The organism is Fibrobacter succinogenes, from assembly GCF_902779965.1.
GTDB classification, from domain to species: Bacteria; Fibrobacterota; Fibrobacteria; order Fibrobacterales; family Fibrobacteraceae; genus Fibrobacter; species Fibrobacter succinogenes_F.
Window position 1 is genome coordinate 68530 of record NZ_CACZDK010000010.1, and the last position, 18809, is coordinate 87338.

Genomic DNA, 18809 nt, shown 5'->3' on the forward strand with positions numbered 1-18809 from the left:
AAGCTTAAAATTTTCTATCTTTAATATCGATGGAATGGCCGCGCAATATAAAAACTTTGACAACCGACGAGCTCAAAGCTTGGCTTCGGAATGTAGACGAAAAGCCCTATCGCGCTGATCAAATTCAAAAATGGCTATTCTGCCAGCAGGTGCGCTCTTACGACGACATGGGGAATATCTCCCCCACCCTCCGCGAAAAAATGGCAAAACAGTTCACGCTTTGCGGTCTCAAGGAAGACCAGCGTTCTGTTTCTGTCGATGGAACGGTAAAATGGCTGTTCCAGACCGAGGACGGTCACCACATCGAAACCGTGATGATTCCGGCAAATGGTCGCTATTCCGTTTGCGTATCGACTCAGGTCGGCTGCGCTATGAACTGCGCTTTCTGCCGTACGGCCAAGATGGGGTTCACGCGTAACCTCGAAGCGGGCGAAATCCTCGAAGAAATCATCAACGTCAACTGGTACTTAAAAGACAACGGCTTCATGAACGAAGAAGGCGGAGTCGCCCAGGTGACAAACATCATTTTCATGGGCATGGGCGAACCGCTCAACAACCTTGAAAACGTACACCGCGTCTGCTGTACCCTGCACAACCAGAAACTTTTCAACATGGGCGCAAAGCGCATGACCGTGAGTACCTCGGGCGTTGTCCCGAAGATCAAGGAACTCGTGGACCGCAATACGCCCTGCTGCCTCGCCGTGAGCCTCAACAGCACGAACAACGAATACCGCTCGTCCGTGATGCCGGTGAACAAGACGTGGCCCATCGAAAAACTTTTGGAAGCGGTAGATGACTACATCCGCCGCACCGATAACTACGTGACGTTCGAGTTCGTGCTCATCCAGAACATCACCTGCACTCCCAAGGCCGCCAAGGAACTTATCCGCATTTGCGCCCCGCGCCGTGTGAAGGTGAATGCCATTGTGCTAAACGATGGTGATGACCCGACGCTCCACGCCCCCACCCCTGAAGAGGTGGAAGACTTTCTCGCCGCCGTGCGAGCTGCTGAAATTCAAATCACGATCCGCAATCCGCGCGGTAGGGACATCCTTGCCGCATGTGGACAATTAGCGTACAAAAAGGAAGGTAATAAATGTTAACGCAAAACCTCCCGGAATTCTGGGACAATCTTTATGCCGAAGGCAAGGACTACTGGAATTTCAAGAAGGCGACCCCGGCCCTGCTCGAATTTTTCAAGCACCCCTCCTGCCCCACAGAGGGCTCCGTGCTGATTCCCGGTGCCGGGTTCGGCTACGATGCCGAGGCTTGGGCTTTGCGTGGACATGATGTTTTGGCTGTCGATTTCGCCCCGACCGCAGTCGATGAACTGGACCATCTGAGCCGCAAGCACAAGAATCTGCGCTCTCTCGACCTTGACTTGTTCACGCTTTCGCCGAAGGACGCCAAGCGCGGTGGCCAGCAATTCGACATTATTTATGACTACGGTGCATTCTCGGCAATCCACCCGGGCCGCCGCGACGAATTCTTCGAAGTCTGCTACAAGATGATGAAGGACGATGGCGTGTTCATTTGCCTCATGTACCCGCTCATGAACGGCAAGACCATGCAGGGTCCTCCGCACTGCATGAGCGAAGGCGAACTCATGGCCCGTTTGGATGGCGTATTCGACATCGTTGAACGCATCAAGCCCACGAACAGCATTCCGGGCCGCGAAGGCAAGGAAGAATTCTGGCTCATGAAGAAGTGCCTGTAATAGTATTAGTTGGCAGAACTTAGAGCTTAGAACTTAGTACATTCAATTTGTCAAGCTAGCCAACATTTTAATTGTCACCCCGGTCTCCGTGCCGGGGTCTTTTTTATAGACTTGGTGCTTGTAAAAAATGCGCGGAGCACTCCACACACGTCCCAATTTTTTGTATTTTTGCACCAGTTTTATAGAAGGATTTTTACTATGGCAAACGATTTATGTCCCTGCGGTTCTGGCAAAGCATACAGCGAATGCTGCGAACCAATCATTAAGAAAACTGCACTCGCCCAGTCCCCCGAAGCTTTGATGCGTTCACGCTACACGGCTTACGCCAAGCACGAAATCGCATGGCTCAAGGATTCCCTCGAAGCCACCCAGCGTGACGACTTTGACGAACCGAGCGTAGAAGCCTGGAGCCGTCAGTCCGAATGGCTCGGCATCGAAATCAAGCAGACCAAGACCGAAGAAGAAAAGAATATCGGCTGGGTCGAATTCATTGCACGTTTCAAGCAGGGCAACATCACCCGTAACCACCACGAACTTGGTGAATTTCACAAGGTCGGCGGTGCATGGTTCTTCTACGATGGCCGTGCCGTGAAGCAGGAAACCGTTCGCCACGAAGGTCCGGTTGTCGGCCGTAACGACCCGTGCCCGTGCGGTTCTGGCAAGAAGTACAAGAAGTGCTGCGGCGCGAATAAGTAAGAAGTAGGCAGTAGGAAGTAGACGGTAGGAAGTTGTCAGCGGAAGGGGAAAGCCTTCCCCTGATTGCAGCCCCGGCTGTGTCATCCTGTGCCAAGTCAAAGGATCTAGCCGGGTCTTCCATCACCCTTTCTAACGGGGACACCCCGTAACGCCCCGGATGCAAAAAGCAACCTAACCACAAACTCAGCCACGGACCTTTGGTCCTAACCACCAACCACTAACCACCAACCACTAACCACCAACCACTAGCCAATGTTCAAAATTTTTGTAGATGGTGAAGCAGGGACCACTGGCCTGCAAATATTCGAGAGACTTGCCAAGCGCAACGACCTGGAAATTCTCAAGATCAATCCAGAACTCCGCAAGGACGTGAACGAACGCCAGAAGATGATCAATGAATCCGACGTGACGTTCCTTTGCCTCCCGGACGCAGCATCCATGGAAAGCGCCGCCCTCTGCACGAATCCGAACACGCGCATCATCGACGCTTCCACAGCCCACCGCGTAAACCCGGCTTGGACATACGGCATGCCGGAACTCTGCCTCGCCCAACGCGAAGCGATTTCCAAGAGCAAGCGCATTGCAAACCCCGGTTGCCACGCCTCCGGCTTTATCCTTGGTGTGTATCCGCTCGTTGCAGCAGGAATCCTCCCAAAGAGTGCTAACCTCGCCGCTTACAGCATCACCGGTTACTCCGGCGGCGGCAAGAAGCTCATTGCCGAATACGAAGCTGAAGAAAACTTGAGCCACAAGGCCGGTGAATCCAAGGCAATCATGGCTCCCGCCCCGTACGCGCTCGCGCTCGCCCACAAGCACCTCCCCGAAATGAAGAAGGTCTGCGGACTTGATTTCGCTCCGTTCTTCAACCCGGTGCTTGGCCCATACTACAAGGGTATGGCCGTGACGGTAGCCATCTTCCCGAACATGCTCACGAAGAAGGTCGGTCCGCAGGACTTGACCGAGATTCTCGCCAAGCATTACGAAGGTTCGAAGTTCGTGAAGGTTTTGCCGTACGAAGCCGCTCCGGTGCTGTTCAATGGACGCCTGGACCCGACGGTCTGCAACGACACGAACAACGCCCGCATCCAGATTTTTGGCAACGAAAACATCATGCAGGTCACGACGATTATCGACAACCTAGGCAAGGGCGCAAGCGGCGCCGCCATTCAGAACATGAACATCGCTCTCGGCCTCGACGAAACCACGAGCCTTGTTTAGCAGGAAATTAGAAGTAAACAGTAGGAAGTAGATTCCAAGCAAAAATTTCAAAAGTTACCGAGAAAACCTCGGTAACTTTTTTCGTTGTTGAGAAGCCCAACATTTTCGTCAAGAAATCATCAATTTAACGAGTTTTGACGCTTTTTGTTTTTGGAGGTGAAATTTGTACTCTATGAATTTCATCAAAAATTTCTAAATTTGGCGCATGTTCTTAGACGAAAAATCCATTGAAGTACGCTCTGGCAGAGGCGGCGACGGCATCTGCAGTTTCCATCGTGAAAAGTTCGTGCCCCTCGGCGGCCCCGATGGCGGTGACGGCGGTCGCGGCGGCCATGTCATTTTGCAGGTGAACGAACAGTACACCACACTCCTCGACATGGGCCATACCCGAATTTACAAGGCAAAGAACGGCCAGCCCGGCGGCGCCAAGCGCTGCTCCGGCGCATCTGCCGATGACTTGATCATCAGTGTTCCTCGCGGAACGATCGTCAAGGACGAACAAGGCCATATCCTCACCGACTTGACCGAACCGGGCCAGAAGTGGATTGCCGCACGTGGCGGCAAGGGCGGCATGGGCAACCAGCATTTCGCAACGCCGAAGGTGCAGGCCCCGCGCAAATGCACACCGGGCGAAAAGGGCGAAGTCCGCGAACTCTTCCTCGAACTCAAGCTCATGGCAGACGTTGGCCTTGTCGGATTCCCGAACGCGGGCAAGTCCAGCCTCGTGAACAAGATTTCTAGCGGCCGTCCAAAGGTTGGCGACTATCCGTTTACCACACTTGAACCGGTGCTCGGCATCGTGCAGGTGAACGGCCACAGCTTTGTGGTCGCAGACATCCCAGGTCTCTTGGAAGGCGCCAGCGAAGGCAAAGGCCTTGGCCACCAGTTCCTTAAGCACATCGAACGTACTCACACGTTGCTCTTTGTGATTGACGGTTTTGCCGAAAACGCCTACGAGCAGTTCAAGGTGCTCAAGGAAGAGCTCAAGGCATTCCACCCGAAGCTTGCCGAAAAGAACTTTGTCGTAGCGCTCAACAAGAGCGACCTCGGCATCGAAAACGCCATCAAGGAATTCAAAAAGCACCGCCAGAAAGTGGTCATCACTTCGGCAGTCACAGGCGAAGGTTGCGCGGAACTCCAGCAGGCTTTGGACGAAGCTGTGCCACATATGCACAAAAAAAGCATCGGTTGGAGCAAAAAAGGCTAACTGTTCGCAAAAAATATTGTAAATTCATTAATATGAAGGCGACTCAGTCCAACATAACCAAGAAGGAACTCGTTGATGAAATCGCTTCCCAGACTGGATTTACGCAAGTAAAGACCAAAGTCATCGTGGAAGAACTCATCAACGCGATTTCTAATTCTGTTATCGAAGGCAGCAACATCGAGCTGCGTGGATTCGGTCGCTTCAAAAATAAACAGCGCAAGGAACGCCGCACCCGGAACCCTAAGACTGGCGAGTTGGTCAATATCCCCGCCCAGACACGTCCGGTTTTCGAACCCAGCAAGGATTTAATCGAAAAAATCAATAAGCTTCCTTTCGACTTAGAAGAAGAGGCTTTTGTTCCTAAAGATGGCAAAGAAAGAATCTAGTACGCCTGTTATCCAGAACAGAAAGGCAAACCACCTTTACTTTGTGGATGAAACATTTGAAGTAGGAATCATGCTCATCGGGTCGGAAGTCAAATCTATCCGCGATGGCAAATGCACATTGGGCGAAGCATGGATTGATATCGACGAGAACAAAGATGAACTTTGGCTTGTCGGTGCCCACATTGACGAATATCTTTTCGCAAACCGATTCAACCATTTTCCGGCTCGCCGCCGCAAGCTCCTCGCCCACAAGCATGAAATTCAAAAAATGCGCAAGGCGAAGGAATTGAAGGGTTGCACGATCATCCCGTTGAAACTGTACTTTAAGAACCGTATCGCAAAACTCGAAGTAGGAATATGCCGAGGCAAGGATCAACACGACAAGCGACAAGACATCTTAGTCCGCGACGCCAAGATGGAAATGGCTCGCGCCGCCAAGGCCTATCGCTAATTTTTGCTTTGCTACTAGTAGCATGTAGCTTAGCCCTTGCAGCTTCGGCAAGGGTCGATGTGGAGTCGATTGCTCGCGAAGTCAAAGGATCATTTCGCTGGTATCCGGTGCAAAAAACTTTTTCGATTGTTTCCCCCAGGGATACACTCAAGTTTGCCGTTGGCATTCCGTACATGAACCGCAATGGCCGTACGATTGAACTTTCGCAGGCTCCAAAACTTGATAACGGGCATATCTGGATAGCCGAAAACGATGCAAAGAAAATTTCTTTCAGGACTGCTTTGATTGATACAAAAGCAGCCAAGCCCATTCCGGAATCAAAGAACTTTGTAGAAAAGCCGGTTGCAAAAACAGAAGCGCCCAAGGTTGCAGAACCAAAACCGACAGCGCCGGTTGTCGTAAAACCGAAGCCGCCCAAAGCAGAAATTGCAGGCACCCGCGAAGTCCGCACCATCGTGATTGACCCCGGTCATGGAGGCAAGGACCCAGGCGCATCGGGCAAACGAGCACAAGAAAAAGATATCGTACTTGCAGTTGCAAAACTCTTGCGCAAGAACCTCGCCAATGAAGGCTTCAACGTCAAGCTCACCCGCAGCAAGGACGTTTTCATCGAGCTGAGCCAACGCGCCATACTTGCAAACCAATGGGATGGAGACCTGTTCATCAGCTTGCACTGCAACGCGATTGACGCGACCGAAGAACGCAAGAAGCAGATCCAGGGATTCCAGTTCTACGTATTGCGCGCCCCGGAAAGCGAAGAAGACAAAGCTATAGCCCGTCGTGAAAACGCGGTCGCTACACTCTATGGCGAAAAGAATGCCAAGGACGAACTTTCACCGCTGGAATGGTTCAAGCTCGAAGCTAGGCTCGAACAGTACAAACAAACTAGCTACTTATTTACTGAAAAATTGCTCGACAGTTTTGAAGGCGGAAAAATCAGGAAAATGAACACAGGCGTTGGCGGTGCTGGATTTATGGTTCTCGTAGGCGCCATGATGCCCGCTGTGCTCATTGAACTTGGCTTTATCAGCAACGAAGAAGATGAAGCCTACATGATGACGAAGGTTGGCCAGCAGGACCTTGCCGACCGCATTGCAGAAGCGGTCAGCAATTACAAGGACGCCGTCCACACCTATAGAGAAACGCTGGGAAGATAGCGCCTTCGGTGCAGTGGTTTGTGGCTTGTAGTAGTTAGGATACCTATTTGCTAACAGGCTTTAAATTTGCCTCGATAATTTTAAGGCATTCTGCAAGAATCGCATTGTACTTTTCTTTGTAACGTTCCGTGATTACAGGCGTGTCATCTTCGCAGGTTTTCGTCTTTGCAATGTAGCCATCAAACCAATAATTAGAAAGCAGACTCAACCGAGCATCTTCATCCACATCCCCTACAATATAGGGAGCGCGCCCCTTTAGAGTTTTATTATCGTAATCCAAAAGACTATCTAAATAATCTTGTTCCAAAGGATCCCTTTCTACATTTTCCATAAGCCATCCAGAAACAACCTCATACAATTTTTTCTGAACATCGGCCAAGATGTCCATAAATAAAGCAAAATCTCCTTGTGGGCAATTTTTTACAATAACATCTGGAGCAACACCATGAGCCTTATTGTATTCTTCTTGACTCGTATAGAATTTTTTCCCATCTAATTTAACATCGCTATAAGAGCTGTCATTAGAACATTTCATGTCCACAAACATACGCATTGGGCAGCCCCCATAAGAGATGCCATAAAGCGGTTCTTCCCGAAACAAGTCCTTAACAGCACCGCAAGACTGGAGAGCACTTTCCCATCTTGAGATAATTTTTTCAGACAACGTTGTATCCGAACCCAAATACTTTTTATAATCTTCACAAGAAATATCTTTTGTACTACTGCAAGCCGTCGTTCCCATATAAGAATTAGCATAGCAAGTCACAGAAGGATCTCTAGCCAAGATATAACTCGCAGCACTAGAGGAACTTCCAGCAATTGAAGAACTAGAACTACCCAAAGAAGGCGTTTCACTAGATGAGCTCACCTCAGACACTGTAGACGAGGAACTAGGAGGTATCGGAGCATCGGTGGAACTTGATTCAATTTCTGCCGCAGAACTCGATTCAGGCGCTACGGCAGAACTCGAAGATTCATCGCCAAAACCTTCCCCATTCGCATCAGCAGATGAATCTGGATTTGCAGCCTGAGCTATGGGGAACTGAGGATTTGAATCACTGCTGCAACTCGCCCAAAAAAGCGATGCAACAGTCAAGCAACTCAAGCGCCAAAATTTTCGAATATTCATAAGATTCTCCTTTTTTCTTCAACATATAATTTATCAAAATCGATTTTTCAAAAGTCATTCAAAACAGTCAAAAAACGTTGACATTCCGTCAATAAAAAACGACAATCTAATCGGCACTAACGCCATTGACTTTATTCTCAATAATTTCGATGCATTCAGCAAGAATGGCGTCGTATTTTTCCTTGTAACGATCCGTTATTACGCGCGTACCATCTTCGCAAGTTTTGGTCTTTGCGATATAGCCATTGAACCAAAGATCAGTTTTGCGGCTCATTCCCCAACCATAAGTATCATCATAATAATCACTCAACATATAAGGAGCGAGGTTTGCTTTGAATGCTTTCTTTTCATGATCCAAAAGACCTTCTAAATATTCCTTGCCTTTTTCGTTCAAAGAAGAATTCTCTTCGAGTTGCTTGGAAAATTTTTCATACAAAGCCGTTTGTACTTCAGCAAGGATATCAACAAACAAGGCAAAGTCTCCTTGCGCACAAGATTTTACCAAATCTGTAGCGGAGCTTGAACTTTCTGGAGAAGAACTAGAACTTATACCATGAGCCTCGTTATATTCTTGACGACTCGTATAGATTAAATTATCATCCAAAACACAATTTTCGTAGGTACTGTCATTGGAACATTTATACGATGTTTCCATAATCACCGTTGGATAACTTACGGTAGGCTCAATTCCATAAACCGCCGGAGACATTTCGGGAATGGCTTCACACGACTGAAGTTTTTCTTCCCATTCCGTCAAAATTTTTTCCGAAATGTTCATATCAGAACTCAATCTCTTTTGGTAATCATCACATGCGGAATAAGAAAATCGTGGATTTGGAACCAAGTTCTGAATTTCTTCACAAGTCACAGAAGAGTCACGAGCCAAGGCATAAATTGGGGCACTAGACGAACTTTCAACAGCTGCCGAACTTGTTACAGAAATTTCAGAAGAAGAACTTTGCGCTGCGATTTCAGATGAGCTTGATTCAGGAGCTACAGCAGGACTTGAAGATTCATCGCCAAAACCTTCCCCATTCGCATCAGCAGATGAATCAGGATTAGCAGATTGCGCTACAGGAAATTGTGGATTGGATTCCGAGCAACTCGCCCAAAAAAACGATGCGACAGTCAAACAACTCAAGCGCCAAAACTTTCGAATATTCATGAATTTCTCCTTTTCCCTTAATATACAAACAAGCTCCCTCAAAACAACGCTTCAAAAAAGCCCGTTTCAAATTTTTCGTTGACGTTAAGTCAATAACAAAAAACCGACTGCTTTTAGCAATCGGCTTTAAAAGGTTTTAGGTTACAGGTTATAGGTTTTAGGATTAGTATCACGCACTTTGTGCGTCCTTAACAGGGCGGCTCCGCCGCGATTCTTCACCTAACCACTAACCACCAACCACTAATCACTTACTCCGCGTCCATGTCGGCTTCGTCGATTTCGGCGTTGTGGTAGACTTCCTGAACGTCGTCGTGATCTTCGAACTTGTCGATGAGCTTGAGGAGCTTCACAGCGTCGTCGTGGCCGAGCTTGACCGGGTCATTCGGAACGTAGCTGAGTTCTGCACTCATCATTTCGATGTTGGCAGCTTCGAGTGCCTTGGAAACGGCGTCGAAAGCTTCCGGAGAAGTGGAGATTTCATGAACGCCGTCTTCCGTGCTCATGTCTTCTGCACCTGCTTCGAGAACGAGGTCCATCACCTGATCTTCCGGATACTTTTCAGCGTCAACGACAATCACGCCCTTATAGGTGAAAGCCCAGGACACGGATCCGGATTCGCCCATGGAGCCGTTGTTCTTGTTGAAGATGTTACGGATTTCGGCAACCGTACGGACCTTGTTGTCGGTCATGCACTGCACCATGATGGCAATGCCTGCCGGGCCGCGTCCTTCGTACAACGGTTCCGTCATTTCGGTACCGGAGTTAGCACCCGTACCCTTGGCAATAGCACTTTCGATGTTCTTGGTCGGCAAGCTCTGGCTCTTAGACTTGAGGATAGCAGCACGGAGACGCGGGTTAGCGTCGGGGTTGCCGCCGCCGAGCTTAGCAGCAATGGAGATTTCCTTAATGAGTTTGTTCCAAGCCTTGGCGCGAGCGACGTCAGTTTTGGCTTTCTTACGTTTGGTGGTGGCCCATTTGGAGTGACCGGACATAATTTACCTCTAGTTGGTTAAAAAAAGTTGGCAGAACTTAGTTGGCCCTTCGGCAAGCTCAGGGACCTTAAAGGTTGGTGAGCCTGTCGAACCAAAGCTCTAAGTTCTAAATTCTACTTACTGTTCATCTTGCAAAGGCGTCTCTGCTTTGCGGTGAGCTTTCGGCTATTGCAATCCATCGAGCCATCGTGCTTCTTGGATTTGACCTTCACCTTATCGTTCTGCATACTAGCTCTACGTTCAGATGCTTCACGAGCCTTGCGTTCCGCTTCGAGAGCCTTTGCCTCTTTACGCTTCTGCTGCATATCGATAAGCTTTGTCTTATCTATAGGAACAGCAGACGCTCTGGTAATTTCACGTTCATACCTACCGCTCCAGATTTTGCCCAAAAGCGAGCCCGACTGCAAAGCATCATCCAAAATACTCTGAGCCCAGCTATCATTCGCCGGCGGCAAAAGCTTGAACGACAAGTTACGAATTCTAGTCGGTTCCTCATCATAATAAAGCATCATGTCGAAGAAGCCCACGTTGTATTCTTCGCCATCGGAACCGGCAGCAATCTTGTCCGGAATGTAGGCGAGCACAGCGTAAAGCGCTCTATCGAAAAGAGCCGTAATGAGGACATCGGAATCTCCACCGGGAGCCTGAACTTCGCCTTCGGCAAGGAAAGACCACGGAGCAACATCGACTCTGAGTCTAAACTTGTGGAAGCCATGTTCAGCCTTCTTGAGCTTGATCAAAGCACCAGAAAATGCCTGGAACCCCGGCTTGATGGAGCCTTCCTGTGCAAACACAAAAGCGCATGCGAGGAAGATGACCGTTAGAATTTTTTTCATTCTCTAATCCACTCCAACAACAGATTTCTAGTTCTTGAAGAACAAAGCCTTGGCTGCTTCGAACATCGGATCCTTTTCATCCGGGTTGCGGCATTCGGTATAAATGCGAACCTTCGGTTCCGTTCCGGACGGACGTACGAGCATCCAGGAATCGTCGTCGAAGATGACCTTCACGCCATCGAGAGTGAGGAGCTGCTTCACGGTCTTTTCATTTGCACCGACCATGACCTTAGCACCCGGCTGAGCGATATCGGCAATGGCGTTGACCTTAGCCTTGAGCGGTTCACCGACGAGAGACTTGTCGACTTCGAAACCAGAACGGGTCGGATAGAAGCGGCCATATTCTTCGTAGAGAGCGTCGAGGTATTCGCCGAGGTTCTTGCCAGTCGTTGCAAGAATTTCAAGAGCGATGAGGAGACCGAACTGTGCATCCTTTTCGAGCGTGTTGTTGAGGCCGGAGATACCGTCAGATTCTTCGAATGCAACGAGAGCCTTCTGCTTGGCATTGCGGCTGAGCCACGGACGGAAGTTCTTGAAGCCCACCGGAGTTTCCATGACAGGCACGCCGAGCTTTTCGGCAATGATGTTCACAAAGTTAGAAGTTGCAACGGACTTAGCCACGCAGCCCTGTTCCTTGCGCCAGGTTGCCATATAGTGGAAAGCGATTGCACCGAACTGGTTCATGTCGATTTCGCGAGTGCCGTCGTAGAAACGAATACGGTCGCCATCCGGGTCAAAGATTGCACCAAGACGGAACCAGGACTTGCTTTCGTCCAAAACCTTGCGGACCTTTTCGAGGTTCTTGCTGGACGGTTCCGGAGCGATACCACCGAACAAAGAATCGTCTTCATTCCTAAGCGTGATGAGGCATTCCGGATTGTCGAGGAGAGCTGCCGGACGACGGCGAGTAGAACCATGAACGTGGTCGCACACGAGCGTGAGGCGGCCCTTCTTGATGAATTCCTTGATGCGGTCAAACTTGATCGTGCCCTGCTTGACGAGGAATTCCTTGTAAATCTTGAGGGAGTCGATAATTTCCCAATCAACCTTGGAGACCGGTTCGAACTTCCAGGTAGCCATCATTTCGTTAGAAAGCTTGGTGATGACATTCGTGATTTCCGGACCTGCAGGACCGCCGTCTGCCGGATTGAACTTGATGCCGTTGTAATGGCTCGGGTTGTGGCTCGGAGTCATGTTAATGGAGCATGCGGCACCGAGCATTTCGATAGCAGCGGAGAATTCCGGAGTCGGCATTTCGCCACCATAATAGACCTTCACGCCAGCCTTTGCGAACTGGTCAGCGACAGCTTCGCAGAATTCGTGACCGAGCAAGCGGTTGTCATGGCCGACGACCACACCGCGTTTTTGGAGTTCGGCAAAGTCCTTGACACCCAGAGCAGCGAAAAGTTCCGGAGTTGCTTCCTTGTACAAACGCACAATAGCAGCACCCACCACCTGCAAGTTGCGGAGCGTAAATTCAGAACCGATTTCGCCACGCCAGCCGGAGGTGCCAAAACTAACCTTAGCAGGCTCCTGAGAGGTCAAAGCGACCTGCTTCACAGTTTCAACCAAGGCCATGTCAGTAGCCGGGTTGAATTCGGGGGACTGAATCTTTTTCCAAATCTGGGTAATGTTTTCCATAATGGTTCCTGTTTTAAAGTTTTACGCGGAAAATTTAGAAAAATTCCAGTAGGAAGTAGGAAGTAGACTGTAGGAAGAAACGCCTAAAACAAGGGGTTACAATTCTTGTAAAAAAAAGACTCACTTTTATGTGAGCCTTGACTTTTACCTGTTTCTTAAATTGCAACGACTACTTCGATTTCAAAGCTTCAAGCCGAGCCTTCGCCTCAGCAATTTTCTCTGGGGGCAAGCCCATTGCCTGCATAACGCTTATAGCATCGGCATGGCCTTCAGTTTTGCCTTCCGACTTGCCTTCAGTCTTACCCTTGAGAAAATTCTCAGCAATAACGGCATCGTATGCATGCATTTCGTCGAACATGAATTGCTCCATTTTTTTCAAAAGTTCAGGATCAGCATTGCTTACCCGCAAGCGGTCCAAAGCGTTCTTGAGAAGCGGGTCTTCCGATTCGGGGACTTCAAGCGGGCCCCTTGAAATGAGCCTAAGCCAGAAATCTTCACGGGAGTTCACGCCCTTGCGAAGCTTCAAGAACTTAACCAAATCAACTATAATATATTTATTTTTCGAAAACAGCGGCAAGGCCATCCCCGCCTTTACATCGTGCTTACTATAAAGCATCCACGTGTCCTTATAAATCTCCCTCGGCTCCAAGATCGGGAATCTGCAAAGCCAAATGGAAACAGTTTCAGGAACCTCATAATAATGAGCCACCTTTTCCTTTTCTGACATCGCAAGGAACTGTTCCGAACGATTGTAGTCATGCTTGCCACGTATCGTTAGATACGCGTTGTAAAGTTGCATACGGTCCAAAAAGAGCGTGCAAAACGAGCGTCGCAAAATTATGCTGGCATAATTTTATGACCGAGTGCAGCCGCGGACGCCGAAGGCGTCAACAATGGATGTTCGCGGTTTTGCAACTCGATATTCATGAAGCGGTTGTCACGCGTCGCCACCCACACATCAAGCCGCATGGGCTCATCGCCAGGCATAAACACGTCGATATATTTTTCGAATGCGTAGCTGAGGTCGACAATTTCGTGGTCATTGTCAAGTTCAAGAATACTGTTCAGCAGGTCACGAATCGTATCCTTGTCATCCAGCAACGCACGGAAAGTCGCCGGATAATACGGAAGCAAGTATTCTACGCCATCTGCGTTTTTGACGATATACGGTTTTGTTGTTGTATTATTTTCATTTGCCATTAGCATGTCCTTATAATGGTAAGGAACATCCCCTACCCGTTATATTAACACGCTTTTGACGCCCATTTGGACTAAAATTTTTTCGAAAATTGCGTAAAATGTTTTTAACGCAGAAAAGGCAGTCAAAAATTTTGACCACCTTATAAACTAAATTATTATTTTGAGCGAAGTAAAGCGTTTCCAAAACCACGAAAAATTTTAAATTCATACAAAATAGCATAGCTTAGCAAGTTGGAATTTCTCATGAAAAAAATCTTGTATATCATAATCCTAATCGCAACCACCTGTTTTGCGCAAACAGCAATTACGCCAATAGATAATGCAACATCGGACTCTGCCGCATACTACGAGCAATTATACCAGTATAATTTGGACAGTTACAATTTCGATAAGAAAGCGGCAAACATAGCTTTGATTACTGCAGGAGTATCCACAGGATTAGCAGGAGTATCTACAATCACATTTTTTCTTTACTATTTAGAACAACATTCTAAAAATAGTGACTACAGTATGTCCATGTCACACCCATGGGCAATCGCAACACTTGTATTGTGCGGCATAGGAGCCACCTCAGCCCTTGTTTATGGCGGATTTGAAATTGCGGCAGCGGTACGAAAAAGCAATTATACGGAATACGATATTCAACGAAAAAAACACGCAACCACCCCCACCTTAAGCATTCACATAGCCCCGATTATAGATCCTATAAACCAAATCTATGGCGGAGCATTAGCACTGAATTTTTGAAAAAAATTTCCGACTGAGCATACCTCATAAAACAGCATTTTCCGACCACATTTTTCTCTCGTCTCTAGTCTTTGCTCGTGGCAAGCTCCGCGATATTCTTCACATTTTCACATGCAAAATTCCAATAACTAGTAACCCAAATCTATCGGTTATAAAATTATTTGATGATGCAAATTCATTACTTTTGCAAAACGGTGCAATTCCAATAACAATTTACTGCCTACCGTCTACTGTCTACTGCCTACTTTATTATATTATAGTCACTATGCAAATTACAAACGCTTCTCAACTTACTGGTGTTTTCCCCGCGTTGTTCACCCCGCTCAAGAACGACGATCCTAAGAACCTTCGCAACTCCATCGACTTCAAGAAGATGGGGCAGATGATTGACGATGTTATTGCAGCTGGTGCTAGTGGTGTGCTCCCCGCCGTGACGACGGGCCAGAGTGCAACGGTCTCTCCGCAGCAGCACTTGGATATCATTAAGTTCACGCTCGACTATGTTGACGGTCGCGTTCCTGTGATTGCAGGCGCAGGCTCCAACTGCACGCGCGAATCTATCGAGATGATCGAAAACGTTTTGAAGATTGCTCCGGTGGCAGTCCTCTGCGTGACAGGCTATTACAACAATCCGCCGCAAGAAGGCTTGCTCAAGCACTACCAGACGCTCAGTAGCGAAACGGGTGCAAAGATCGTTATTTACAACGTTCCGGGCCGTACCTCCAGCTACGTCCATCCGGACACTTTGATCGCTCTTGCCGAAGACAAGAACATCATCGGTCTCAAGCAGGCGGTTGAATTTGGTTTTGGCGAAAAGTTCCACGAAGACACGATGCGCGTCATCAAGGAAACGAAGGGCAAGGACTTTGCTGTGATGAGCGGTGAAGACGGCCTCTTCGCAGACCTCCTCGAAATGGGCGGCACGGGTATCGTGAGCGCAACGGGCAACATCCCGGAAGCTTGCAAGACTTTCGTTGACCTCTACAAGGCTTTCCAGGCTGGCGATAAGGACAAGGCTCACAACTTGCAGAAGGCTGCACGCGATTACATCGACGCCACGTTCTGCCGCAAGAACCCGATTCCTCTCGGAACGCTCTTCAACAGCCCGTTGTTCCAGCCGCTCGTCAGCGTGAAGGACACGGCAAACGGTGCAGACGCAGTTGCCCGCATCATGAAGCTCATCGACGAGAAGGCCCAGAGCTTGAAGAAGTATCATGTTTAGTAGGAAGTAGACGGTAAGAAGTAGACAGTTGTTTTATTGTGGCGGCATAGCCGCGATTATTACACTTCCAACTTCCTACTGACTACTGATAACTTTTTTTTCAGGAGAATCACAAATGGCTAAGAATGAAAAATCCGTTACTGACTTGGTCTGCGAACACATCAAGAAGCAGAAGCTTCTTCCGATTCCGGTGCAGACCTTGAACGAAGAAGCCGAAGCGACTCGCTACTTCGGCGGCGACCTCAAGGAATTCTTGGCAGCAGCCAAGACTCTCGGCGCAAAGGGAATCTTCGTTGAAACACTTTATCTGGAAGACGACGAATTCTACTACGACAGCGGCATCGATGACGAAGAATACCTCGCCATGAACGGTGACTTCAACAACGAATGCTGCTGCGGTGAAAACTGCAAGTGCAAGAAGGGCGACAAGAAGTCCAAGAAGGCCGAAGATGACGACAAGGTCGATGGCGTTCTCTTGGAACCGGAAGATCTCGAAGGTCTTGACCTCTCCCTCCTCCGTCCGGAAATTGCAAAGTTCCTCGACCGCGTTGGCGAAAGCTGCGGCGTGCGCTTGACCGTTCCGGGCGTGGACCACCTCGAAGTCGAAATCTTCGCGGACTGGTACGACGAATTCGCCGAACTCGTTGACGAAGCTTCAGAAATCATCGAAGAAGATCCGAACGGCGCTCTCGAACAGGTGGAAGCCATGTTCAAGGAAGCTGAAAAGGCCGCCAAGGATGAGGACAAGAGCGTGAAGAAAATCGCCGCTCATCCGCCTAAGAAGACCGCAAAGTCTAAGAAATAATACAAGACTGTAATAAGACTTTGCTCTCGCAAAAGCGTGCAAAACGAGCGTCATGAAATTATGCTTGCATAATTTCATGACCGAGTAAAGCCGCGGACGCTGAAAGCGTCAATCGCGACCGGTTAATACCGGTCGCTTTTTGCTCACAGAAGACCGCAAAGTCTAAGAAGTAGTCCCGCTTTTCAACAAAGTAAAAAACGAGTCCCGAAAACAGGGCTCGTTTTTTTTGTATAAAGAAAAAGCACAAAAAAACGTTCCTCCTTACGGAGGAACGTTTTTACAGTCTTTAACGAGAGAGACTTTATGACGCTAAAGATCGTTTACTTCACGGAGAAGCGCTGCATGTAAGTGCCCTGCTTCACCATGTAAATACCGGAGTTCTTGAAGTTAGCCTTGAGAACATCGTTCACGATTGCACCAGCTTCGACCTTCACATTGCCGAGGTAACGGCCCTGCATGTCGAACACCTGAACAACACCGCTCTTGAGTTCTGTTCTCGGAGCCATGTGGATACCAATCGTGCTGCTAGAAGACTTCACGGTCTTAGAAGAGCTAGACTTTGCTTCGCTACTAGAGCTTGATTCAGGCTGCGGAAGCGGATGCTTCTTGTCGGTCATCTTGAAGTAGGTGACATCGAACGAACCCGTTCCACCACCGGCTTCCACGAGCACCTTGGCTTCGTACATCTTACCCATCTTCATGCCGAGAGATTCCCATTTCTTGAAGTGAGCCGTGATGTCGATATGGCCGCAGGAACGAGCACTCTTACGCACGCTGAAGAACTGCGGGAAAGTCTGATCCCCCTTAATGGAGGGCTTGTTTACACGAGTGTTCTGCCAAATTTCGTAAGTATCACCGTCAACCGTGAATTCACCCTTTCTCTGGCCAAGGAGATTTGCACCCGGCTTATTGAACCAGTCATCCACGATGTAGTATTCTACGAGCGGATCAACCGTCCAGCCATAGATACCAATGTAGTTGTAGCCACCGGCAGAACCCTGTTTTTTCCAGTTGAAATAGGCATCGATGGGGCCAACTTGTTCATAAGTCTGCTTTTCATCATACTTGAAGCCGACACGGGCAAGGAAGTCACCCGTATTACTCCAGCTGGCCTTATAAGTTCCGTTATCATAGTAGGTCATGGAGTTATTGCCACCCTGGTACCAGATTTCATAGTGGTACGGAGAGCTGCCGACGTTACCCGTCACGCTGGAATTGTCACGACCTCTATCAGTCTTGCCATTGCCTTCGTGACCCATCTGATCCTTGCAAGCGTCAATCGTACCGCTAACAGCGGCGCTACCCTTAGAGGAACTGGATTTCGGAGCAGCCGTAGAAGAGCTAGAAGTCGGCTTTGAGGGACCGTCAGACACATAAACTTTAGCATAATTAAAATCAATCTTTCCTGAAGCGCCTTGCTGTTCAGGATACTGACCAGCTTCGCCCAAAATCTTTGCTTCGTACAAAGACTTGCCAAGGGTAATGCCCTTCTGCTTCCAGGCCTTGAAATGTTCCGTAATGCTGATCGTACCGCACTTACGAGCAGTGCTTCTCAAGCTATAAATCTGCTTGAAAGGTTTATTACCTTCGATACTTGCTCTGTTGGCGTCAGCCGTGAAAATTTCGTATTCGGCACCATCAACAGTGATTTTGCCCTGAGACGTACCAAGCCAATTCGGTCTAGAGGCCGGACCCCAGTTATCGACGATGTACCATTCGATCAACGGATTTTGCATCCATCCGTAGATACCGGCATAGGCATAAGAAATAGACTTTTCATTGGTGAAAGTCTTCATGCTATAATCGGCAACAAGGTTGCCAACCGAAAGAGGATCCTTGCCGCTATTGCTTCCGTAAAAGAGGCCTTCTCTGCAAAGGAAGTCATCAGTATTGGAGAACGAGCAAGAGAAAGAACCATCCGTATAGAAATCGGTTGTAGCGCTGCCGCTCTTGTTCCACTGTTCATAGTGGAAATCACCAATTGGCCCAGTTTCACCCTTGTCGGCACCCGCGCCAACGCTAAACGAGACCGTTTTCTTTGTACCAGAATGACTTGCGTTGCAGAAATCCTGGGCAAAAGCACCAGAAGCCAAACCAAATGACAGGACTAAGCCTATCTTGGCTACACTAGAAATGTTTTTCATAATAATGATACTCCTCACATTTTAGTTATGCTGAACATAATATATGAGTGGCAGAAAAAAAAAGACGTAAAATAAAAAAAAGTTTGTTGTTGCGAA

Annotated in this window: 19 protein-coding genes; 11 read left to right on the plus strand and 8 right to left on the minus strand. The window is 48.5% G+C overall.

Going from position 1 to position 18809, the window contains the following annotated elements; translation table 11 throughout:
- The first annotated feature begins 29 nt into the window (after nucleotides 1-29).
- The 8 genes from rlmN to HUF13_RS06700 all read left to right on the plus strand — a co-directional run bounded on the left by rlmN (nucleotide 30) and on the right by HUF13_RS06700 (nucleotide 6832).
- Nucleotides 30-1103: a 23S rRNA (adenine(2503)-C(2))-methyltransferase RlmN gene (gene rlmN, locus HUF13_RS06665; protein WP_173474394.1), complete on the plus strand. Its 1074-nt coding sequence runs from the start codon at nucleotides 30-32 to the stop codon at nucleotides 1101-1103.
- Nucleotides 1097-1717, plus strand: coding sequence for a methyltransferase (locus tag HUF13_RS06670; RefSeq protein WP_173474395.1), 621 nt, complete (start codon nucleotides 1097-1099; stop codon nucleotides 1715-1717). Before rlmN ends, HUF13_RS06670 begins: the two co-directional genes overlap by 7 nt.
- Nucleotides 1718-1915: 198 nt before the next feature.
- A complete protein-coding gene (locus tag HUF13_RS06675; RefSeq protein WP_173474396.1) occupies nucleotides 1916-2413 on the plus strand; it encodes a YchJ family protein in 498 nt (165 codons plus the stop codon).
- 252 nt (nucleotides 2414-2665) lie between these two features.
- Nucleotides 2666-3631 carry an N-acetyl-gamma-glutamyl-phosphate reductase gene (gene argC / locus HUF13_RS06680; protein ID WP_173474397.1) on the plus strand — a complete coding sequence of 322 codons (966 nt, stop codon included), beginning with the start codon at nucleotides 2666-2668 and terminating at the stop codon, nucleotides 3629-3631.
- Between the two features lie 205 nt (nucleotides 3632-3836).
- Nucleotides 3837-4838 (plus strand): GTPase ObgE, encoded by a 1002-nt coding sequence (obgE, locus tag HUF13_RS06685; RefSeq protein ID WP_173474398.1) that lies wholly within the window; start codon nucleotides 3837-3839, stop codon nucleotides 4836-4838.
- Nucleotides 4839-4870: 32 nt separating this feature from the next.
- Nucleotides 4871-5224 carry an HU family DNA-binding protein gene (locus HUF13_RS06690; protein ID WP_072826937.1) on the plus strand — a complete coding sequence of 118 codons (354 nt, stop codon included), beginning with the start codon at nucleotides 4871-4873 and terminating at the stop codon, nucleotides 5222-5224.
- Complete coding sequence (smpB, locus tag HUF13_RS06695) at nucleotides 5205-5675, plus strand: SsrA-binding protein SmpB (protein WP_173474399.1); 471 nt, start codon at nucleotides 5205-5207, stop codon at nucleotides 5673-5675. Before HUF13_RS06690 ends, smpB begins: the two co-directional genes overlap by 20 nt.
- A gap of 59 nt (nucleotides 5676-5734) precedes the next feature.
- On the plus strand, nucleotides 5735-6832 hold the full coding sequence (locus HUF13_RS06700; RefSeq protein WP_173474400.1) for an N-acetylmuramoyl-L-alanine amidase: 1098 nt from the start codon (nucleotides 5735-5737) through the stop codon (nucleotides 6830-6832).
- 43 nt (nucleotides 6833-6875) lie between these two features.
- On the opposite strand, the gene HUF13_RS06705 is transcribed toward HUF13_RS06700, so the two are convergent.
- The 7 genes from HUF13_RS06705 to HUF13_RS17285 all read right to left on the minus strand — a co-directional run bounded on the left by HUF13_RS06705 (nucleotide 6876) and on the right by HUF13_RS17285 (nucleotide 13795).
- Nucleotides 6876-7961 carry a hypothetical protein gene (locus tag HUF13_RS06705; RefSeq protein WP_173474401.1) on the minus strand — a complete coding sequence of 362 codons (1086 nt, stop codon included), beginning with the start codon at nucleotides 7959-7961 and terminating at the stop codon, nucleotides 6876-6878.
- 106 nt (nucleotides 7962-8067) lie between these two features.
- Nucleotides 8068-9126: a hypothetical protein gene (locus HUF13_RS06710; protein ID WP_173474402.1), complete on the minus strand. Its 1059-nt coding sequence runs from the start codon at nucleotides 9124-9126 to the stop codon at nucleotides 8068-8070.
- A gap of 248 nt (nucleotides 9127-9374) precedes the next feature.
- The gene (locus HUF13_RS06715; protein WP_173389159.1) at nucleotides 9375-10118 is read right to left on the minus strand and encodes a YebC/PmpR family DNA-binding transcriptional regulator; all 744 of its coding nucleotides are present in this window, start codon (nucleotides 10116-10118) and stop codon (nucleotides 9375-9377) included.
- Between the two features lie 113 nt (nucleotides 10119-10231).
- The gene (locus tag HUF13_RS06720; protein ID WP_173474403.1) at nucleotides 10232-10954 is read right to left on the minus strand and encodes a hypothetical protein; all 723 of its coding nucleotides are present in this window, start codon (nucleotides 10952-10954) and stop codon (nucleotides 10232-10234) included.
- Between the two features lie 27 nt (nucleotides 10955-10981).
- A complete protein-coding gene (locus HUF13_RS06725; protein WP_304038898.1) occupies nucleotides 10982-12595 on the minus strand; it encodes a phosphomannomutase in 1614 nt (537 codons plus the stop codon).
- Nucleotides 12596-12764: 169 nt separating this feature from the next.
- Nucleotides 12765-13394 (minus strand): hypothetical protein, encoded by a 630-nt coding sequence (locus HUF13_RS17280; protein WP_304038899.1) that lies wholly within the window; start codon nucleotides 13392-13394, stop codon nucleotides 12765-12767.
- A gap of 38 nt (nucleotides 13395-13432) precedes the next feature.
- Nucleotides 13433-13795: a PD-(D/E)XK nuclease family transposase gene (locus HUF13_RS17285; protein ID WP_304038901.1), complete on the minus strand. Its 363-nt coding sequence runs from the start codon at nucleotides 13793-13795 to the stop codon at nucleotides 13433-13435.
- A 243-nt stretch (nucleotides 13796-14038) separates the two neighbouring features.
- On the opposite strand from HUF13_RS17285, the gene HUF13_RS06735 reads away from it, so the two are divergent.
- From HUF13_RS06735 to HUF13_RS06745, 3 genes are all read left to right on the plus strand, one after another.
- Nucleotides 14039-14542, plus strand: a complete 504-nt coding sequence (locus HUF13_RS06735; RefSeq protein WP_173474404.1) for a hypothetical protein — start codon at nucleotides 14039-14041, stop codon at nucleotides 14540-14542.
- 265 nt (nucleotides 14543-14807) lie between these two features.
- Nucleotides 14808-15764, plus strand: coding sequence for a 4-hydroxy-tetrahydrodipicolinate synthase (gene dapA / locus HUF13_RS06740; protein ID WP_173474405.1), 957 nt, complete (start codon nucleotides 14808-14810; stop codon nucleotides 15762-15764).
- Between the two features lie 115 nt (nucleotides 15765-15879).
- Nucleotides 15880-16569, plus strand: a complete 690-nt coding sequence (locus HUF13_RS06745) for a hypothetical protein (RefSeq protein WP_173474406.1) — start codon at nucleotides 15880-15882, stop codon at nucleotides 16567-16569.
- A gap of 320 nt (nucleotides 16570-16889) precedes the next feature.
- On the opposite strand, the gene HUF13_RS06750 is transcribed toward HUF13_RS06745, so the two are convergent.
- Complete coding sequence (locus HUF13_RS06750) at nucleotides 16890-18713, minus strand: glycoside hydrolase family 11 protein (RefSeq protein WP_173474407.1); 1824 nt, start codon at nucleotides 18711-18713, stop codon at nucleotides 16890-16892.
- Between the last annotated feature and the right edge of the window lie 96 nt (nucleotides 18714-18809).